Here is an 18,525-nt window from a genome sequence, read left to right on the forward strand (position 1 = left end):
TGTTCCATTTTAGAGATTTGTTTAAGATAAGATATAACTCATTGAGATGTGTCATAGTATTCGTCGTTAGAAAACAATTATTGTGACATTATTTCAATGAGTTATCTATTTTTGTCGTGTACAGAGAATTCAGGTGAACAGCTAAGTAATTCAAAGTCATTTATTTTTAAATAACCGGCATAAGGAGCATGGGTTAGCGCCCAAAAATCTGTAGCGGTATCTAATAATAATCCTTCCGCAGAACCTTTAAATTCCTGGGTTAAATTAATCTGATAACAATCACCTGCAACAATATAATCCTGGACTTGATTAAAGGCCTGTTGATATTCAGTTTTATTCCAGCGTGCGGTACAGGCCTGAGTTAATTTAAATGAATTCTCCTGTTTTTGAGCCAACAAATTTTGAATATAAGTCAATAAAAATTCGGCTTGCTGCTCATCGCTGGTGAAATACCAGTGCCCATTTTCCAGAGTTAGAAAACTGTGAAATTGTCCTAGAAATAAACACGGTTGAGCTTTGCTTTGAGTATGAATGTGCTGTTGGGCGGCATAATCGTAGCTGATAAAACCGATCAGTCCACCTTTAAAATAACTGTCGCCAATACAAACAGTTGCCTGCAAAAATTCATCTAAAGAAGGCGCTGCTGTTTCTTCAAGATAATGATTAAAACTGTGTTGCTTAAAATACTGCCATTTATTTTGTTGAATAAGGTAGTAATGTTTTGCCGATAAGCCAATAATCGGTTGGCCATTATTTTCTAAATAAACAAGATGTGAGAGTGAACCCAGCGCCTTTAAAATTTCTGCTGGGGTATAGGAGGATTCACAAAGTACTTGTTTGTAGAAAGATGAGGTGGCCATAAATTTGGAGAAAATCAACAATAAATATCTATTTTACCTGATTCTGCGCCAAGAAAATGCTTATGACCGTTTATCGGCAAGCTGAAAAATATGATCAATAGCAGTTGAACAAAATTTGACAGGGGGATAACTTTGTTAGTGCTATCCAGCCGCTCAAGGAAATACGTAGCAGGTTGCTAAAAACAAATAATCAACCCGCTGCACAAGAGTGGTAACAATCAAAAAAATAATACTCTTGGGAGAGTAAATATGAAAACATTTACTAAACTAGCTTTAGTATCTTCAATGGCATTAAGTGCAAATGCATTTGCAATGCAGGCAATGGATGATTCAGCACTTAGCGCAACCACAGGTCAAGATGGTTTATCGATTGGTATCGGTATTTCAAAAATTGAAATTGAAAAGCTCTTTATCCATGATAATGATGGTTTAAATGGTACCATTGATAATGCTGGTGCGATTGTTATTCAAGGGAATGGTACTGGACTTACCGCTACAAAAGGTGTGGTGATTACAGCCCCACTTGATCTTACAAATCCTGCAAGCCCAGAGGTTGATGAGTCACGAACTATCGCGAGTCACAATTTAGCAGATTTGAAAATTGACTCAGATGCTGGTACTGGTGGTGGTAATTCTGCATTCATTAATATTGCAGCTGATGTATCTGGCTTAGATATTTATATTGGTGAGATTGGTGTAACGGCTTCAGGCAAACAAGGTGAAGCAAGTACAACCTCAGAACTTCGCCGTGGTGGTGTAGATGCGAACTATAATGCGATTCTCTCAGGCTTAACGCTTAAAACTGGCCCAATGTCAGCCAATATCCAGTTAGGTGCTGCGCCACAAGGGGCGATGATTAAACTGAATACTACGATGCTTGGTGGTCTTGAAATTAATAATTTGGGTATTCTGGATAACTCAACGGCAAATACTGAGCGTGCAGCAGGTGAGATCTTTATTGAAAGTATTAAAATTGCCGATGCAAATGCTAAGGACCTAAGTATTAAGCAAGATATTAGTGTGTATGGTGCAAGTCTCACTAATCCGGATGAGAAAGGATATATTCAAATCGTGAGTCATGGCGGTGCCAAAGACCATTATATTAAAGGTGTTCATTTAGGTAGTAAAACTGCTGCATCTATTGGTGATGTTGAAATTCAAGGAATGCAAACCTATTATGGCCCTACAATGTCGGATCAAGGTGCTGTAATTACCATTCGTGGTCACTAAGTTCTATCTTGAAAAAGCGCGTGTTTTCACGCGCTTTTTTTTACAAAAAAACTGTAAAAGTTGGCAAAAAGATAAAAAAATACTGTTTTTTTTCTAAAAAAAAGGTATCTTGCTAAATACATGGAAGTAGAGTTCTTACTCTAAAAATAAAAAATGAACTGGCAGAGCTGCCTGGAACTTGAAAAGTAAAAAATTATGTTAGAGATCGCATTAGGCTCGGCATTGATGTATTACGCTGCCACACAAGCCTTCGACTTAAAGGAACAACATCCGGAAACCGTACGCTATACGGAAACACTGGATTCCCGCAATTCTTCTTTTACCCGTATGCATCGTGAGCCTGTACGTATTCAACCTGCTTTACAAGATCAATTCCGGGGCATTGTACGTCAGGCGTATGACTATAGCTGTGGATCGGCCGCTTTAACCACGTTGTTAAATGGTTATGTCGGAACCCGATTGACAGAGCAGCAGACCATGAGTGGTTTGCTACGTTATGGGGAGTATGAGCGCATTATTGAACGGCGCAGTTTCTCTTTGCTGGATATGAAACGTTTTGTTGCTGCATTGGGCATGGAAAGTGGCGGCTATCGTGGGGAATTTTCAGATCTGGTCAAGCAGGGCCAGCCCGCAATTGTGCCGATTTCCTATGCTGGTTTTAAGCATTTTGTGGTGTATAAGGCCTATAAGGATGGCCGGGTCTATGTGGCCGACCCGGCACTGGGGAATATCAGTTTTGATGAGCAGCGTTTTAAAGAGGTGTGGGAAAACAATACCTTGTTCCTGATTAATGTGGCGCCTGAATATCGTAAAGACTTCCTGGCTTTACAGGACAGTGATATGCGCCATGTTGAAGATGCCACTGTTAACCATCATGCCTTTGTCAATATTCAATATCCGCAATTCTATATGGACAAAATTGCTGATAAAGCCTCGACCATTCGTTTAGAACGAAACATGAATCCTGAGTCAGAGAATTTCGGCGAACATCAGTACAACTTTTTAAGACTCTATTATAAAAGTAAATAAATATTTACTTTAAAAACGAAAAAAAATTAAAAATTGGAAGGGAAGAAGATGAAATCTAAATGGATGAATAAAACCGTATTGGCTATCAGTATCCAAATGGTCTGGGGAGCAGCTGCTTATGCTGCAGAAGAGCCACAATTAGGACAATATGAAACAGTAGAAGAGCAGCAGCTTGCGTCAGAAGCCACAGCTCCAGCAGAAAACTCAAGCCCTGAAGAAGTTAGCACTGAAGCAGTTGCTGAGGCCAATATTGAAACAGCAACAGCGACTGCACCGAGTGCTGAGCAGGCTGCATCAACTGCGTTACAGCAGCAGGAAGGGGATGCTACCAAAGAAGCCAATCTGGAAGAAGTCTTTACCTCCAATGAACGCCAATATTCCTTAATCAAAAAAGGCAATATCTCATCTTATTACGATATTGATTATACCTATTATCGTGATACGCAAATAGATATGGAAATGGCGCAAGGCCAAATCTATCAGTTGCGTGTTCAGGAAAATGCATCGCATGCGTTGACCAACACCTTCACCGTTCAATATGGATTATTGGATAACCTGACCTTAACTGCCTCTTTACCTTTGGTGGCCAAGACCGATCAATTAAAAGATGCGAATACCGCTGGCTTAGGGGATATTTCTTTAGGCGCACGCTGGGAGCCTTTCCCTTTAAAAGCAGGCCGTTTGCCACTAATTTTATTCGGAAATCTTTCGACCAAAACCGGTGATAGCCCGTATGAAATTAATAGCACCACCGAACTTGCGACCGGTAAGGGCTATTATTCTGCAGGGATTGGAGCCAGTACGCGTAAATATATCGACCCAGTGGTGTTATTCGCTTCGGTCTCCGCCAATTATGGTTTTAAAGAGTCGGGCTTAAACCAGGTTCGTGGCCCACGTATTATTGAGGAATTTGAGCCGGGCATTAGTGGTGGTTTCGCCTTTGGTTTTGCCTATTCCTTTAACTACGATGTTTCAATGACCATGTCGTATCAGCAGAGTTTTAATACTGGCGCTGAATTCCTCTATCACACCAGCGAAAGCTATTCTCCGGCCGATCAGACCAGTTCTACCCTGGCCATTTCTTTAGGGGTGCGCGTTTCTCCTGAAACGATTGTCAATGGTACTGTTGGTATTGGTTTGACAGAAGATGCACCGGATGTGTCTTTAGGTCTGTCTTTCCCACTCGATATTCTGGGCTTTGGTAAGAAACTTCGCTAAGAGGCTGGTCGTATGAAAATAATTCGACTTCGCCCGTTAGTGTCTGCGCTGATCTTATCGGGCTGTTCGAGTGCTGCTTTTGCACAATTGGGACAAAACCTGTCTGTCGATATCCGTTCCTTGACCATGGGCAACGCGGTCACGGCAGATCCACCGGGCATTAGTGCCATTCATTTTAACCCGGCAGCCTTAACTAAAATTGAAGGCTTGCAAACCGATGTACAAGGGGTGCTGGCGCACTTTGATGTACAGCGTGAGTTTTCTGCGCCAGCCGACTATAACGTATTTGGTTATTCCGATGATCCACTGGTCTGTCATGATGGACCGGAAATTCTGGCTGACTTTTGTACCGACTTTAAAGGTGAAGTATCGGGTGATGTGGAATATGCATCGCTGTATGTGCCGGTACTGAAAAAGTTTGTTGATCTGGGTGAAGGCATGCCACTGGCCGCACCAACAGCAGGGATTGCCTACAATCCGCCGGGGTCTAAAACCACCTTTGCTACTGCGATGTATGCGCCGTTAATTGCCGGTTTTGGTGCTGAAGATGGCAACCCAGGTAACTTCATGGGGCAGCAGGTGGCACTGGAACGGATTACCTATCTGTCACCGTCAATTGCCTATCAGGTCAATGATGAGCTATCGGTCGGGGCATCGGTGGGAATGTCCTACCAGGCCATTGCCATGAATACCGACTTGCGTTTCCCGAATGACCTGATCGGGATGCTGCGGATGATTGATGAAGTCGTCTGTACCCCGTTTAAAGAAAACTCCGATATTATTACCGATATTCTGTTGTTGGGGATTTGTAACGCACAGGAAGGCATGAATCCGTTTGGTCGTTTTGGACAAATGGATCTGGCCGTCGAGCAAAGTCTGAGCCCAAGCTATAACCTCGGGGTGTTATGGGAACCACGTGAAGATTTCAGCTTTGGTATGGTCTATCAAAGTTCAGCCAAAATGCGACTCAAAGGTAAATATCATATTGATAATGCCAAGGCGCCGAGTGAGCTGATTAAAGGCTTGATGTCTTCCCCAACCGGGCAAATTCTGGCGGCAATTCTAGGCTTCCCGAACTATATTCCGGCCAGTGAGTCAGGGCTGGTGGCGATGGATTTTGAATATCCAGCGCATTTCCAGGCCGGGATTAAATACAAGGTGATGCCAGATTTACAGGTGAACTTTGATGTCGGCTGGACCGATTATGCTGCTTGGGACAAGTTCAAGTTTGAATTTGACCGCCAGATTTCTGCCTTAAAAATTGCCAAATTATTGTCTGAACATGTCTCTGACAGCTCGCTGGCCTTGCCGATGGGCTTCCAGTCACCATGGAGCTGGGGCATCGGGATTGAATATTCTGCTACTGACCGTTTAAAACTGCGTGCCGGTTATGAACCACGAACCAGTGCGATTCCAGATGACAAGCGTAATACCATGGTACCCATTAATAATGCACGTCTGTTTGGTTTAGGTGTGGGCTATCGTTTTGATGCCGATACTGACCTGGATTTATCGATCGGCTTTCTGCAAAGCCGGGACAAAATTCCAGCCAATACCAGTAGCCTAGCCAACAAAGAAGGGGTGAATAACTTATTACTCAACCCGTATGCGGGACTGAATGTCAAAACCACTAGCAACATTACAATTTTAGGTCTGAGCTATAGAACACGATGGTAAAAGTGACAAAGCGTTTATCTGGCTTGATTTGCCTGTCTTCACTCTGGGCGCTGTCTTTGGGCTCGGCCAGTGTAAGTTATGCCAATGAGTTTTATACCATTATTGGCCCGGATGGCCGGCCGATGGTGGTACAGCGTAAGGCCGAAACCCGGCCGGCCGCGAAAAAAGAAGCTGTGCCGGTAAACAAAACGCAGGCACAAAGTAGAGCATCGTCTGCTTTGAATCCGGCGCAGCCGCAAGCGCAAATTCCCGTTTCTGAACCTGTCAGAGCTCCTGCTGTTGCAGTCGTACCCACAGTTAGTACTGTACCGACTCAACCAGTCACTACGGTAAAACTCACAGAAAGTATCCCACAAAAAACACCAGATACAGCAGTTGTGGAACAGCCTGTCGTCACACCAGTTGTATCGGCAACCACAAAACCGGTATCAGCTTCATCATCTCCAACGATTACATCTGTCATCCCGCAAACTGAATCTCAGGAAGTATTGAAGACTGTGCAAGCTGATCAACCAGACCGTACTTCATCTTCCGGTTTTACCGAAATGGAAGGGGAGCAGTACGTCAATAATGAATACCTGGAACACAGTGAATTTAACCTGGAGGGGAAAAAGCGTTTTTATATGATGCCGGAAGGCGTAGTCGACAGTAAATTGGGCGGTGGTGCGACCCGGGTGCAGGTGGTAGAACGTGAAAAAGGAGTTGGGCAATCGGTGCTGGATCGCCTGTTCAAGAAACGCCAGCCAGAAAGTGTCAAGCCAATGGTGCTGTCATCGACTTATTATCGTATTGCACAGGCCGATGCCATCAGCAGTTTAGGCCAGTCCTGTTTTAACAATAAAAAAATTAAACATGCCAAGACCCTGGCCGTACAGAAAGATGTCAATCTCTGGCCACGTGCACCATTAACAGATGAATTTGATTATGAGGTGGTGAAGCTGGAGGGAGATTTACGCCATCTTCAGGTGAATTCATACGCTTCTAAAACCCGGCAACCTACATTTTACTGGCCTTTTGCCGTTTTTCTGGATGCGCAAGGCTGTGTGATTGAAGGTGCAGGCGGCTACAAGAGCCAGGATACTCAATCCACCTTATTGCAACATGAGCAGGTGGAAGGGGTGATTCAATTGCCGGCTCAAACCCGTTATCTTCTTTTAACCCCGCTGGCATCGGCAATCGATATGGAAAACCGCCAGTTAAGTAATCAGGGCCAATTGAAAATTATTGCCTTAGATCAATAAAAAACATGAGACATCAGGATGAAGAAATCAAATATTTTAGCCTTGAGCAGTACCGCTTTGATGATGGCACTCAGTGGCTGTGGTGGTGAAAGTGCCAATGTCATTCCAGAGCCGAATATTGTGAAGGAAATTAATGGCAGTTGTGTCAGCGGGCAAAACTGTGTGGAATTCGCCCTGGATTATCCGGTGCATGGCCTGAATTTTACCTGTAGCAGTGATCCAAGCAAAACCTATATTACCCGGATTGCGCCAACCACCAATGCCGCCACCGGTAAATGTAGTGCCGGTGATAAAGTCCATTTCTTTATTCAGGAAAAAACAGAAAAATCAATTAATCTGGGGACAGTAAGTCTGGCTGATATTGGTCTGGCCAATTCGGTTAGTGCCAGCTTGCCGCGTTTAACCCTGCTGGATATTGCCCGTGGCTTAACCGGGCAGGCGGCAACCGAACTGACCCTATCGGATTCAACTGTTCAAGTGGCACAGGCAATTACACGTATTTTACAGGCTTTATCAATTGAAAGTTCCAAGAACCAAGAACGGCCGACCATTGCCGGTGATGTGCAGCCACTTTATATTTCTGCGCTAAAAAAAGAACAGCTGGATGATATTTTGGGTTCGGTGACGCTGGAGGATTACCGTTCCGGTGCCTATGTCAGCAAGTTAAGTCCTTGGGTCAATTTAAGCACCGTCAGTGATGCGCAGGCCTTTGACGCACTGAAAACCCTGGTCTATATGACCAACTCTGCCTCTTATCAGGCCAATTATCCGGTACTGGCTGTGGAGGGTTCGACCTTACCACAAGGTTTATATGGCTGTAATCAGGATGATTGCAAACAGAACTCGAATACCTTAAGACACCTGATTGGCCAGTTCCAGTTGATGACCGATCGCTCGGGTTATACTTTCGGTTATGGCATGCAGTGGCGTGGAACCATGTCGACCAGTAATGAAAACCCGTTATTGACCATTACGGCCGATTTCTTGAAACGTGTCCGTCCGGAACTGATGACCGCAGCGGCACAAAATAACTGGATTAATCCACTGAATGAAACGATCCAGGGGCCTTATCGTTTTAGCATCAACAGTAACCGGACTGAAGATTTTACCGTGACCCAGGGGAAACTGTATAACGATTATATGATTGCCGGCACCGAAGGCATTTATAAAACCCTGACCAAGTTCCCGACAGGAAAGCCGGAAGAATATGGCCGCTGGACCCAGACTATTGGCACGGATCAGTTTAAGGGCTCACTGGATATCTATAAATATTTTCAGGTGAATTTCCTGGATAACCGGATTTTTACTTCGGCGAAAAATGTGGCCTTGGGTGAGCGTTATATTTTCCCGTTATATGCCACTCTGAATTTCAATTTTGCCAATAATGCCGCGCCAGCAATTAAGCTCGGGATTGTGCTGGATGAGCAGGGCAATATCCGTACCGATATTGGCCCAAATCCGACCGCAACCGATCTGTCGGGGACCTGCGCAGTCGCTACAGATAGCAGCACGCCAGAGATTGTGGATAGTAATAATGTCACGCAATATCGTATTGGTGTGCTGGGAGCAACCGATCTGAGCAATCAGGCGCAGGCGATTACCCTGCGGATGATTCTGGCCAATCCGGTCTTTAACCAGCTGAATGGTGCCGTAATTGGTCTGAATACCCGGGTTGACAATACCCAGGGCGAGCAGGCCATGGTGGTAGGTGGTGCGCGGCTGAATATGGGTAATCTGGTCAATCATACCTCGACCCGGATTAGCCTGAGTGACTTCTCCGGCAACAATACCGTGTCATGGAGTAACCTGTATACCTTGCAGCTCAAGACTTTTACCAATCAGGATAGCAACAATGCTACGGATGCCGATAAAGAACTGGCTAAACTCACCGGTGGAACCGTGAGCATCGAAGTGGCGGACTGTTATAACCCGGAACAGGTGCGTATCCAGTAACAGCAATATATTCATTAAAATACAAAAGCCCATCTACGGATGGGCTTTTTCTTGGCGGGGATATTTATTGTTAACCAGTATGATCCAAACGCGTACCCAAGGTTTCCAGATGAGTCGGGAAATGCTGGTTTTTGCGGTCTTCAAAATAATGTCTTAAGGTATGTTCCACGCTTGGGAAGGCTAGTTCTGCCCATGGAATTTCATCTTCGCTAAACAGACGCGATTCAATAGTTTCTTCACCCGCCCCAAATTGACCTTCAATCAGCTGCGCTTTAAACAGCACATAAATCTGGCCAATCCGTGGAATGTTGTACATGCAGTACAGCTGCTCAATCTCGATTTCCGCTTCTGCTTCTTCACGGGTTTCACGTGCCGCGCCTTGTTCCATGGTTTCAAACAGTTCCATATAACCCGCCGGCAGGGTCCAGAGTCCATAACGCGGTTCAATGGCACGGCGGCATAATAACACCTGATCTTCCCACAGCACCAAAGCCCCGCAAATCACTTTCGGATTCACATAATGAATACTGCCACAATGGCTGCAAACACGGCGTAACTGATGATCGCCTAAAGGAATTTTTTCCGTTGTTTTATGTCCACACGTTCCGCAAAAGTTCATATTCAGCATCAACGATAAAGTTGCTGATCAGCATAACTGAAAAAATGAACTTTGGCATCATTTCTATCCTTTTGCCCAGAATTTCAGCTATGATGAAAGTCAGGCAATCAGGATAATAAAAGATGGTAGAGCATTCATTGACACAGGAATTGCAACAGCGCTTACGCTTCTCGCGAAGTATGCGTGAGGCGCATGCGGCCGTGTTGATTGCGATTACCGATGAAGCTCAGCCGAAAGTCCTGCTGACCCGCCGCTCGGCCTATTTAAACAGCCATGCCGGTGAGGTGTCTTTCCCGGGCGGCAAGCGCGATCCACAGGATACCAGTAATATTGTGGTGGCACTGCGCGAAGCACAGGAAGAAACCGCGCTGAATCCTTTTGATGTGGAACTGATTGGCGATTTGCCAATGCAAAAATCGCGTAATGGCATGCTGGTCAAACCCATTGTCGGCCTGATTCCACCCGAGGTGCAGCTGTCAGCGCAACCGACCGAAATTGACCGTATTTTTTTCGCCTCTTTAAAAAATCTGATGGAAGCGCCGCCGGTGCCATATGAGGTGCGCTATGCCCATCAGTCCTTATATTTTCCCAGCATGCGCGTTGAAAATGAGATTGTCTGGGGATTAACTGCACGGATGCTGGTGGCTTTATTTCAGTATGGGCTGGATTATCAAAAAGAATGGCCATTTTTACTGAATTCACCGACGTTTCGATTTAAATCATCTAAATAGGGAATTTTAATGTTGTATAAATTTCAGGGCATTGCCCCAAAAGCATTACATCAACCATGGGATGGTTGGGTCGCCGAAACCGCAACGGTCATTGGTCAGGTCGAGCTGGGCCGGCAGGTGAGTATCTGGTTTGGCGCGGTGGTGCGTGGCGATAACAGCCTGATTCGTCTTGGAGATTTTAGTAATGTCCAGGAAAATGCGGTGCTGCATACCGATGCGGGTATTGAGATGCAGATTGGTAACTATGTCACTATCGGTCATCAGGCCATGTTGCATGGCTGTACCATCGGCGATAACAGCCTGATTGGTATTAACGCGGTGGTGCTGAATCATGCCGTGATTGGGAAAAACTGTATTATTGGCGCCAATGCGCTGATTCCGGAAGGCAAAGTCATCCCGGATAATTCGGTGGTGATGGGTTCTCCCGGCAAGATTGTAAAAACCCTGGATGAAGCAGGGGCAGCCCGCCTGAAACTGAGCGCCTTACATTATGCCGAGCACTTCAAGCATTTCCAGCAACTGGAAAAAGTCGAACTTTAAGATACCTAAAGGCCAGTTTGAAACTGGCTTTTTTTCTGTGTGAAAGCCGGTGAAGTTCTCGCCTAGTGTCTAGGAGTGGAGTATGATAGCGGCCAGTTTTTAAAATTTAATTTTAAGGTTGTGCATGAAGTTACTGGCATTGGAAACTGCCAATGAGCAGTGTTCCGTTTCGATTGTAAATGACACGCAGGAACTGTTTTTTCAGTTGGATGAGCGCGCCAAGGCACAAACCCAAACCATTCTCCCGATGATTGAGCAAGGTTTTGCTCAGACCGAAACGGCCACTGCCGATTTAACCGCAGTGGCCTTTAGCCGTGGCCCGGGCTCGTTCAGTGGCGTGCGGATTAATGCCGCGGTGGCACAGGCACTGGCCTGGTCACATGATCTGCCGGTCATTCCGGTATCGACCTTGCAGGCACTGGCACAAGCGGCTTATCGGCTAGCAGGTTTAAGCGCGGTAACAGCAGTGCTGGATGCGCGGATGAATGAAGTCTATATCGCCAGTTTCCAGTTAGATGCAGAAGGCATTATGCAGCCGGTGAGCGAAGAACAGTTATTGGGCTATAGTGATGCGGCGGCCGTAGCGCAGTCCCCATTAGTAGGCTCAGGTTCAACCTTATTGCAACAAGAACAAACACAATACAAAGACTTAAGTGCAACGGCGCAAGATATTGCTACCATTGCACGCGTATTGGCTCAACGTAAAGCATGGGTCAGTGCGGAATACGCATTACCGGTGTATTTGCGGGATAATGCTTGGAAAAAAATTCCAGAACAAGGCAAATCATAACTAGGATTTTCTATGGATTTTTTACTGCTGCTGAAAGCGGCAATTATGGGAATTGTTGAAGGAATCACAGAATTCTTACCAATTTCCAGTACCGGCCATTTAATTTTGGCTTCAGAACTGATGAACTTCTGGACCAAAGAAAAAAGTGATGTTTTTGTAATTGCCATTCAAATGGGGGCAATTGCAGCAGTGATTTATGAATACTGGACCCGGCTTTGGGGCGCAGCCACCGGCATGTTCACCGGCGAAGAAACCGGACGCCGTCTGGGCTTTGGCCTGATTCTGGCCTCGCTGCCGATTATTCTGATTGGTTTGACTTTCGGGCAAACCGTGAAAGCGATGTTGTTTAATGATATCGCCGTGGCTATTGGCCTGATTATTGGTGGTCTGATCATTATCTGGATTGAGAAGCATCCACCTCAAGTACGGGCACAGGAAGTTGAAGACCTGACCTATAAAGATGCGATCTGGATTGGTCTGATTCAGGTACTGTCTTTAATTCCGGGCACTTCACGTTCGGGCGCGACCATTATTGGGGCGATGTTCCTGGGCGTATCACGTAAAGCGGCGACAGAATTCTCGTTCTTTCTGGGAATTCCGGTGATTATTGGCGCAGGCTTGCTGGATTTATATCAAAGTTATGATGTCTTCCAGACCACGCAGGACTGGACCGTACTGAGCGTCGGGATTATTGTTTCCTTTATCTCCGCATTAATCTTAATTCGCGCGCTGGTGGCGTATGTGGCCAAACGCGACTTTATGATTTTTGCCTGGTATCGTATTGTGTCAGGCCTTCTGATTTTACTCTTTGCATATACAGGCTGGACCTTATGGTAAGCGAACTTCGCTGCTATACCGAACCCGCATTTTTTGAGAAAGCACAGCACTATCAGGCTGTGCTTTCTTCACGTGGGGTTACCCTTCAAATTGATGTCATCGACAAACTGAATGCACGTTTTTTAAGACTGCATCCAGACATGGCGCTCTGCGTTGATGCCGATGGCCTGTGGCTATGTGCGCTGGGCATGAAAATGCAGCCAGACTGGCAGGCTGAAATTCCGCGTTTAAAACGCGCGTCATTAAAGTCAGAAATGCTGGCCCGTGCCTGTAACCTGGCGGAAAAACCGCAGCTGATTGATGCAACTGCAGGTCTGGGCCATGACAGTTTGCTGATGGCGCATTTGGGGGCTGAAGTAACGCTGGTAGAACGGCATCCGATTCTGTTTAGTTTATTGGAAGACAGCTACCAGCGCGCCCTACAGGACCCGTTTTTAAGCAAGGTTGCCGCACGCATCCACTTGGTCTTTTCTGATTCGGCTGATTACTTAAAAGCGCAGGCAGAAGCAGGGCAGGCTGTTGATGTGGTGTATCTGGATCCGATGTTTCCACAGCGTGACCAGAACCAGCAGGCGGTAAAAAAACAGGCACAAGTCAAAAAGCAGATGCAGCTGCTGCATTTGTTATTGCCGGAACATGGTGAAATGGATTTGGGCGATGCCTTGCTACCGCTGGCGCAAAAAATCGCCAAACGTGTGGTGGTTAAGCGACCACGTCTGGCGGTGTATCTGGCCGGGCAAACACCGGATCATCAATGGACGGGAGATGCCTGCCGCTTCGATGCCTACTTCCGGCAGGACGCGACCAAAGTAAACGGGTAATCGCTTCAAAACTGGGCAAAGATTTGTTATATAGTTAAAAAAGAGCATTGATAATTATGACATCAGGCATAAACTAAGTCTGCACAAAGCGAGCCACTGCTAACGACAATCTTATGATCGACTTTAAACCCTCCATCAATTTTTGGCATGATTTTAAAAGCAACCAAACAGCGGGGATGTGGTTATTTTTTGGTTCGCGCCGATCTTTACAGATTGTCCGTCCTTCCATTCTGCAACTGATTTTCTGGGGCATTTTAGGTGGTCTGGCCAATACTTTATTTAGCTGGCTCAGCGCCGGTGAAACCGGTGATTTTAACCCGCAAGGTCTGGTCAGTTATGCCTTATGGCCGTTTCTTGCCTTAATTGTCGGGATTTTCCTGTCCCAGCGCGTTAATAATCCACGCCTCATGCTGGTACCGGCTTTACTGTGGCTGGTGTTAGACACCCACATCGCCTTATTGCAAAGCCTGATCCAATATCTGGGCATGATTGATGTGTTGCCTTATGTTTTCTATGACTATCTGCCACTGATTTTTATGGTGCTGTTTGTCTGGCAGAGTCTGGCGGTGGTCTGGGTATTTTCCCGTGAGCTGAAATGGCCGTGGTGGGAACGTGCGCTGATTGTTCTGGCCACGCTGTTTACCCTGGTGGTGTGGCAGATGTCGGTCAAGAGCCAGCCAATCTGGAAGGTGGAAGAGGTCCCGCCGACGTTTAGCGAAGAAGCCTTTTATGCACAAAGCAAGATACTGAATCAGGCGCTGGAGAAGATTCAGTATGGCGAATTTGCGCAATCACACTGGTATTTTCTGGGCGTGGCCGGGGCCAGTTATCAGGATGTGTTTATGTCCGAAGTCGAGCGGATTCGGGAACAGTTCGATACCCGCTTTGGCACTTTTGGCCGCTCGATGATTCTGGTGAATAACCCGATGACACGCAATGTCACCCCGATTGCCTCACGCACCAGTATGGAACTGGCACTGCGCCGTATAGGCCAGCAGATGAATCCGGAAAGCGATGTGCTGTTTTTATACATGACTTCACATGGCTTGCCGAACCAGTTTGAAATGGAAAATGCGCCGCTGGAACTGCAACAGGTTGATCCAAAATGGCTGCGCGATGCGCTGGATAAATCTGGCATTCGCTGGCGCGTAATTGTGATCTCGGCCTGTTATTCGGGCAGTTTTGTTTCGGCCCTGCAAAATGACAATACTTTGGTAATTACCGCATCGGCCGCAGACCGCGCTTCATTCGGCTGTTCCAACGAAGCTGATTATACCTATTTTGGCCGAGCCTTCTTTGATCAGGCCATGCGTGAAAATAACAGCTTTGCCGAGGCTTTTGCACAGGCCAAGCTGACCGTGGCAAAATGGGAGCAGGCACAAGGTTTTGAACCGTCTGAACCGCAATGGTCGATGGGTAAGAATATGCAGCTGATGTTGCCGCAACTGGAGCAGCGTTTATTCCCACAAGCCGTGGTCGCGCAGCCAAATGAAATGCCTTTAACTTTAGACAGCCCTTAAAACAGGATAAGACGATGGAATTAATACAGAACAATCGATGCTTTGATGGCGAACAGCGAATTTACCGTTTTAATTCCAGCAGCTTAAACGGGGAAAGCCGTTTTGGTATTTTTCTGCCGGCACAAGCCTTGGCCGGTCAGGACTGTCCGGCGCTTTTTTACCTGGCGGGTTTAACCTGTACCGAAGAAACTTTTGCAATTAAAGCGCATGCCCAGCGTCTGGCGGCACAGTTGGGCTTTATTCTGATTAGCCCGGACACTTCACCTCGCGGTGAGCAGGTGGCGCAGGGCGATCACTGGGATATCGGGCAGGGGGCAGGTTTTTATATTAATGCAACCCAGGCACCCTGGGCAGCGCATTACCAGATGGAACAGTTTGTTGCAGAAGAGCTGTATAAGCTGGTGTGTGAACAGTTTGCGGTGCAAACCGACAGCATTGGTATTTTTGGCCACAGTATGGGCGGCCATGGTGCGTTAACGCTAGCTTTTAAATATCCGGAAAAATTTAAATCAGTTTCTGCCTTTGCGCCGATTTGTGCGCCAAGCCAATGCCCGTGGGGCGAGAAAGCCTTTAGTGCCTATTTAGGTGAGGATCGTCAAGGCTGGCAAGCACATGATGCCACCGCACTGGTCCAGCAAAAAGGCAAGCAATTTGCCGATATTTTAATTGATCAGGGCTTGCAGGATCAGTTCTATAGCCAGTTGAATCCGGCGCTGTTCCAGGCCGCTTGTGCGCAGGCCGGACAGCCGCTGAGCTTACGTGAACATGCCGGCTATGATCATGGTTATTACTTTATTCAAAGTTTTATCGATGATCATCTGCAATTTCATGCAGTCCAATTACAATCCTAATATAATCCATCACGCAGAACACCGCTTTTGACCTGTTGCAGGGTGAAGGCGGTCTGTGATTTTTTGTTTTTTAATTTTTAACCGTGTCTTTATTTTAAAAAATAATTATAAGGCCTGATATGCAAAACCAAGATATACATCCGACTTTTACCGCAGAGGAACAGACCCAGCTGCCGCCAGCGCTTGTCGTTGATTCACCTGAACCGCAGCTGCTTGGACAGCGCCACCCTTTTCATTTTTATGGCACTGCCATGGAATATTTCGGCATCTGGATTGTCAATATTCTATTGATTATTGTCACGCTGGGACTGTATGCGCCGTGGGCCAAAGTACGCCGCTTGCGCTATTTTTATGGCAATACTGAATTTATCCAGCGCCGTTTTGACTTTACCGGTGTGCCGAGCAAGATTTTAATCGGGCGGCTGATTGCAATTGGCCTGTATCTGGCCATTTCGCTGTTATCCAACTACTCGGTACGCGCCACCCTGATTGGGGTACTAATCCTGTATCTGGCGGTACCCTGGCTGATTCGGGCCACCCTCCGCTTTAATGCACGTAACAGTAAATTTGGTAACAGCCGCTTTTTCTTTTCCGGCACTAGCAAGAAAGCCTATATCGAATTTCTAAAAGGGATTCTGGTGTATATCTTGACCCTGGGCGTATTTTTCCCGGTGCTGATCTGGCTGTATAAGCGTTATTGCCTCGATCATCTTTATGCAGGGCAATTGCAGTTTAAATTGCAGGCCGACTGGTCGGCCTATATGCGCGCCATGTATGTGCCGCTGTTTCTGTTTATCGGCATGTTGGGAGCGGCAGCACTAGTACTGGCCTTGCTGGCCGATTTTTCCAGTCTGAGTGCGGTGCAGTATGTCTGGATTTTTATGGGCATCTATTTGCTGGCGGCTTTATTCATCTGGCCATTAATGCTGGCGCGGATTTTTATGACCAGCTGGAACAATACCACCATCAGTCGTAGCCAGTTTCAGACCAGTTGCAACCAGTGGCGCTATGCCTGGATTGTGCTCAGCAACTGGATGGTGAAAATTTTAACCCTCGGCCTTATGACGCCGTGGGCGGCAATCCGTTTATATCGCTATCAGGTGGAGTCTTTAAGCCTGCATTTAAACAATGATCCGGACCTGCTGATGAACCAGTTACAGGGTGATCCAAGCGCGATTGCGGAAGAAATTAGCGATATCTTTGATATTGATGTGTCTTTATAAGGAAAGCACTGATGCAACAGATGACGGTTGAAGCCGTGTTTTATGATGGTCAGAGTGCCAAGCCTTATACTGCTCAGGTGTTGGCAGCCGATGCGGACAGTATCTGGGTTCAGTATGGTGAAAACTTTGCCTTGCAGCGCCGTTATCGTTATCAGGACATGCTGCTGATAGGCGCATTGGGCCGTATCCAGCCGGTAATTGAACTCCAGGATGATGCACGTCTGGAGTTTCAGCAGCCTTTACCGGCCTGGTTTCAGCTGCAGCAAAAGAATATTTATCAGTCGATCTGGAAGCTGGAGCGTACCCCCAGCCTGATTCTGTTTAGCACCATTTTTATTGTGGCGTTGGCCTTTGCCACGGTGAAGTGGGGCATTCCGTGGGCCTCGCATGTGGTGGCCAATCAGTTACCGGAAACCACCCTGAACAGTGTCGGCAATGAAGCAGAACACTATGTGCTGGAGATGACGGGTCCAAGCCGTTTAAGTGCGGCGCGCCAGCAGGCAATTTTACAGCAGTATCAGGCATTGGTGGCAGAAGACCGGCCGGCGAAACTGCTGTTTCGAGAAGGGAATCGGTTGGGTGCCAATGCGGTGGCGATTCCCAACAATACTATTATTCTGACCGATGAACTGGTTGAGCTGGCACAGGATGACCGGGAAATTCTGGGGGTGCTGGCACATGAGCAGGGTCATCTGGTCGAGCGGCATAGTCTGCAACAGGCGCTGGCCAGTTTAGGTTTTGGGGTAATTCTGATTGCGATTACCGGTGATGGCTCCGATTTAATGACCAGCCTGCCTCTGGCTTTGGTGGGTGCCAGTTATTCGCGTAATTTTGAAGCCGAAGCCGATCATTATGCCTTAACCACCATGCAGCACAAGCAGGTGCCAACCATCCATTATGCCAACCTGTTACAACGGCTGGCAGATGAAAGCGGCGAAAGCGAGCAGGGTAAGTCGGTCTGGGATTTTCTGCAAAGCCATCCGGCCACGCAGGAGCGTATTGAAGCAGTCAAGGCCTTTGAAGCCAAGCAATCTGCCGAAGTAAAATGAGCAGATCTAAGTAGGTTTAATCGGCCTGCTGCCAGTCAGCACTTAACTGTTCCTGTCCCATGCGTTGCAGATGATCCAGCACCACCTGTTCCAGCCGGTTCAGGTCGGTGTGTTCATCTAAAGCAATAATTTCGGTATAGAGCGCATCAGATTGTGGCTGTAACACAATGGTCGCGCTTGGCATCAAAATACGCAGTTCCTGTGCTGTTTCCTGTACTTCAAATTTGTGTTTCCAGTGGTTACCCAGGCGTTTGGCCAGACGGGCCGCTTGTGTGGTGGCAATATGACTATAACGTTTCATGAAAAATCCTGTTCAGTAAGCCTTAAGCCTAAGAG

18 protein-coding genes are annotated in these 18,525 nt (G+C 46.7%); 15 read left to right on the forward strand and 3 right to left on the reverse strand.

Annotated elements, in window-relative coordinates; genetic code table 11:
- Window positions 1-101: 101 nt before the first annotated feature.
- Complete coding sequence (locus FTU86_RS11890) at window positions 102-860, reverse strand: chorismate-binding protein (protein ID WP_257222148.1); 759 nt, start codon at window positions 858-860, stop codon at window positions 102-104.
- A gap of 249 nt (window positions 861-1,109) precedes the next feature.
- Here FTU86_RS11890 and FTU86_RS11895 point away from each other — a divergent pair, with 249 nt between their 5' ends.
- The 6 genes from FTU86_RS11895 (at window position 1,110) to FTU86_RS11920 (ending at window position 9,208) form a co-directional block, all read left to right on the forward strand.
- A complete protein-coding gene (locus tag FTU86_RS11895) occupies window positions 1,110-2,090 on the forward strand; it encodes a DUF6160 family protein (protein WP_180048528.1) in 981 nt (326 codons plus the stop codon).
- A 195-nt stretch (window positions 2,091-2,285) separates the two neighbouring features.
- Window positions 2,286-3,119, forward strand: coding sequence for a C39 family peptidase (locus FTU86_RS11900; protein WP_045795549.1), 834 nt, complete (start codon window positions 2,286-2,288; stop codon window positions 3,117-3,119).
- 48 nt (window positions 3,120-3,167) lie between these two features.
- Window positions 3,168-4,337: a hypothetical protein gene (locus FTU86_RS11905; RefSeq protein ID WP_180048529.1), complete on the forward strand. Its 1,170-nt coding sequence runs from the start codon at window positions 3,168-3,170 to the stop codon at window positions 4,335-4,337.
- Window positions 4,338-4,349: 12 nt separating this feature from the next.
- Window positions 4,350-6,014: an OmpP1/FadL family transporter gene (locus FTU86_RS11910; RefSeq protein ID WP_180048530.1), complete on the forward strand. Its 1,665-nt coding sequence runs from the start codon at window positions 4,350-4,352 to the stop codon at window positions 6,012-6,014.
- Window positions 6,008-7,255 carry a putative pilus assembly protein FilE gene (gene filE / locus FTU86_RS11915; RefSeq protein WP_081410070.1) on the forward strand — a complete coding sequence of 416 codons (1,248 nt, stop codon included), beginning with the start codon at window positions 6,008-6,010 and terminating at the stop codon, window positions 7,253-7,255. The genes FTU86_RS11910 and filE overlap by 7 nt, the downstream gene beginning before the upstream one ends.
- Before the next feature lie 18 nt (window positions 7,256-7,273).
- Window positions 7,274-9,208 (forward strand): flagellar protein FilF, encoded by a 1,935-nt coding sequence (locus tag FTU86_RS11920; RefSeq protein ID WP_180048531.1) that lies wholly within the window; start codon window positions 7,274-7,276, stop codon window positions 9,206-9,208.
- A 70-nt stretch (window positions 9,209-9,278) separates the two neighbouring features.
- Here the strand turns inward: FTU86_RS11920 and FTU86_RS11925 are convergent, their stop codons facing one another.
- Complete coding sequence (locus FTU86_RS11925; protein ID WP_104470910.1) at window positions 9,279-9,827, reverse strand: NUDIX hydrolase; 549 nt, start codon at window positions 9,825-9,827, stop codon at window positions 9,279-9,281.
- 122 nt (window positions 9,828-9,949) lie between these two features.
- Here FTU86_RS11925 and FTU86_RS11930 point away from each other — a divergent pair, with 122 nt between their 5' ends.
- The 9 genes from FTU86_RS11930 (at window position 9,950) to FTU86_RS11970 (ending at window position 18,189) form a co-directional block, all read left to right on the forward strand.
- Window positions 9,950-10,558, forward strand: a complete 609-nt coding sequence (locus FTU86_RS11930; protein WP_005179902.1) for a CoA pyrophosphatase — start codon at window positions 9,950-9,952, stop codon at window positions 10,556-10,558.
- Between the two features lie 12 nt (window positions 10,559-10,570).
- Entirely contained in the window at window positions 10,571-11,098 is a 528-nt protein-coding gene (locus tag FTU86_RS11935) for a gamma carbonic anhydrase family protein (RefSeq protein WP_163143421.1), read from the forward strand.
- A 124-nt stretch (window positions 11,099-11,222) separates the two neighbouring features.
- On the forward strand, window positions 11,223-11,888 hold the full coding sequence (tsaB, locus tag FTU86_RS11940; RefSeq protein WP_180048532.1) for a tRNA (adenosine(37)-N6)-threonylcarbamoyltransferase complex dimerization subunit type 1 TsaB: 666 nt from the start codon (window positions 11,223-11,225) through the stop codon (window positions 11,886-11,888).
- 12 nt (window positions 11,889-11,900) lie between these two features.
- Window positions 11,901-12,725, forward strand: coding sequence for an undecaprenyl-diphosphate phosphatase (locus FTU86_RS11945; RefSeq protein ID WP_016659491.1), 825 nt, complete (start codon window positions 11,901-11,903; stop codon window positions 12,723-12,725).
- A complete protein-coding gene (locus FTU86_RS11950; RefSeq protein WP_180048533.1) occupies window positions 12,719-13,546 on the forward strand; it encodes a class I SAM-dependent methyltransferase in 828 nt (275 codons plus the stop codon). Before FTU86_RS11945 ends, FTU86_RS11950 begins: the two co-directional genes overlap by 7 nt.
- 113 nt (window positions 13,547-13,659) lie before the next feature.
- Entirely contained in the window at window positions 13,660-15,066 is a 1,407-nt protein-coding gene (locus FTU86_RS11955) for a C13 family peptidase (RefSeq protein WP_180048534.1), read from the forward strand.
- Window positions 15,067-15,080: 14 nt separating this feature from the next.
- Complete coding sequence (fghA, locus tag FTU86_RS11960) at window positions 15,081-15,917, forward strand: S-formylglutathione hydrolase (RefSeq protein ID WP_005179891.1); 837 nt, start codon at window positions 15,081-15,083, stop codon at window positions 15,915-15,917.
- Between the two features lie 119 nt (window positions 15,918-16,036).
- A complete protein-coding gene (locus FTU86_RS11965) occupies window positions 16,037-17,140 on the forward strand; it encodes a YjgN family protein (protein WP_180048535.1) in 1,104 nt (367 codons plus the stop codon).
- Between the two features lie 11 nt (window positions 17,141-17,151).
- Window positions 17,152-18,189, forward strand: coding sequence for a M48 family metallopeptidase (locus tag FTU86_RS11970; protein WP_180048536.1), 1,038 nt, complete (start codon window positions 17,152-17,154; stop codon window positions 18,187-18,189).
- Window positions 18,190-18,205: 16 nt separating this feature from the next.
- On the opposite strand, the gene FTU86_RS11975 is transcribed toward FTU86_RS11970, so the two are convergent.
- Window positions 18,206-18,490 (reverse strand): DUF2218 domain-containing protein, encoded by a 285-nt coding sequence (locus FTU86_RS11975; protein ID WP_104472524.1) that lies wholly within the window; start codon window positions 18,488-18,490, stop codon window positions 18,206-18,208.
- Window positions 18,491-18,525 lie beyond the last annotated feature (35 nt).

This window comes from Acinetobacter sp. YH12155 (genome assembly GCF_013418255.1).
Classification (GTDB): domain Bacteria; phylum Pseudomonadota; class Gammaproteobacteria; order Pseudomonadales; family Moraxellaceae; genus Acinetobacter; species Acinetobacter indicus.

Excerpts from the sequence above, each read along its gene's own strand:
- FTU86_RS11970 (WP_180048536.1), top strand. The coding sequence starts at position 17,152 with ATGCAACAGATGACGGTTGAAGCCGTGTTTTATGATGGTCAGAGTGCC.
- filE (WP_081410070.1), top strand. The coding sequence starts at position 6,008 with ATGGTAAAAGTGACAAAGCGTTTATCTGGCTTGATTTGCCTGTCTTCA.
- FTU86_RS11930 (WP_005179902.1), top strand. The coding sequence starts at position 9,950 with ATGGTAGAGCATTCATTGACACAGGAATTGCAACAGCGCTTACGCTTC.
- FTU86_RS11905 (WP_180048529.1), top strand. The coding sequence starts at position 3,168 with ATGAAATCTAAATGGATGAATAAAACCGTATTGGCTATCAGTATCCAA.
- FTU86_RS11975 (WP_104472524.1), bottom strand. The coding sequence starts at position 18,490 with ATGAAACGTTATAGTCATATTGCCACCACACAAGCGGCCCGTCTGGCC.
- FTU86_RS11965 (WP_180048535.1), top strand. The coding sequence starts at position 16,037 with ATGCAAAACCAAGATATACATCCGACTTTTACCGCAGAGGAACAGACC.
- FTU86_RS11895 (WP_180048528.1), top strand. The coding sequence starts at position 1,110 with ATGAAAACATTTACTAAACTAGCTTTAGTATCTTCAATGGCATTAAGT.
- tsaB (WP_180048532.1), top strand. The coding sequence starts at position 11,223 with ATGAAGTTACTGGCATTGGAAACTGCCAATGAGCAGTGTTCCGTTTCG.
- FTU86_RS11920 (WP_180048531.1), top strand. The coding sequence starts at position 7,274 with ATGAAGAAATCAAATATTTTAGCCTTGAGCAGTACCGCTTTGATGATG.
- FTU86_RS11890 (WP_257222148.1), bottom strand. The coding sequence starts at position 860 with ATGGCCACCTCATCTTTCTACAAACAAGTACTTTGTGAATCCTCCTAT.
- fghA (WP_005179891.1), top strand. The coding sequence starts at position 15,081 with ATGGAATTAATACAGAACAATCGATGCTTTGATGGCGAACAGCGAATT.
- FTU86_RS11925 (WP_104470910.1), bottom strand. The coding sequence starts at position 9,827 with ATGAACTTTTGCGGAACGTGTGGACATAAAACAACGGAAAAAATTCCT.
- FTU86_RS11900 (WP_045795549.1), top strand. The coding sequence starts at position 2,286 with ATGTTAGAGATCGCATTAGGCTCGGCATTGATGTATTACGCTGCCACA.
- FTU86_RS11945 (WP_016659491.1), top strand. The coding sequence starts at position 11,901 with ATGGATTTTTTACTGCTGCTGAAAGCGGCAATTATGGGAATTGTTGAA.
- FTU86_RS11950 (WP_180048533.1), top strand. The coding sequence starts at position 12,719 with ATGGTAAGCGAACTTCGCTGCTATACCGAACCCGCATTTTTTGAGAAA.
- FTU86_RS11955 (WP_180048534.1), top strand. The coding sequence starts at position 13,660 with ATGATCGACTTTAAACCCTCCATCAATTTTTGGCATGATTTTAAAAGC.
- FTU86_RS11910 (WP_180048530.1), top strand. The coding sequence starts at position 4,350 with ATGAAAATAATTCGACTTCGCCCGTTAGTGTCTGCGCTGATCTTATCG.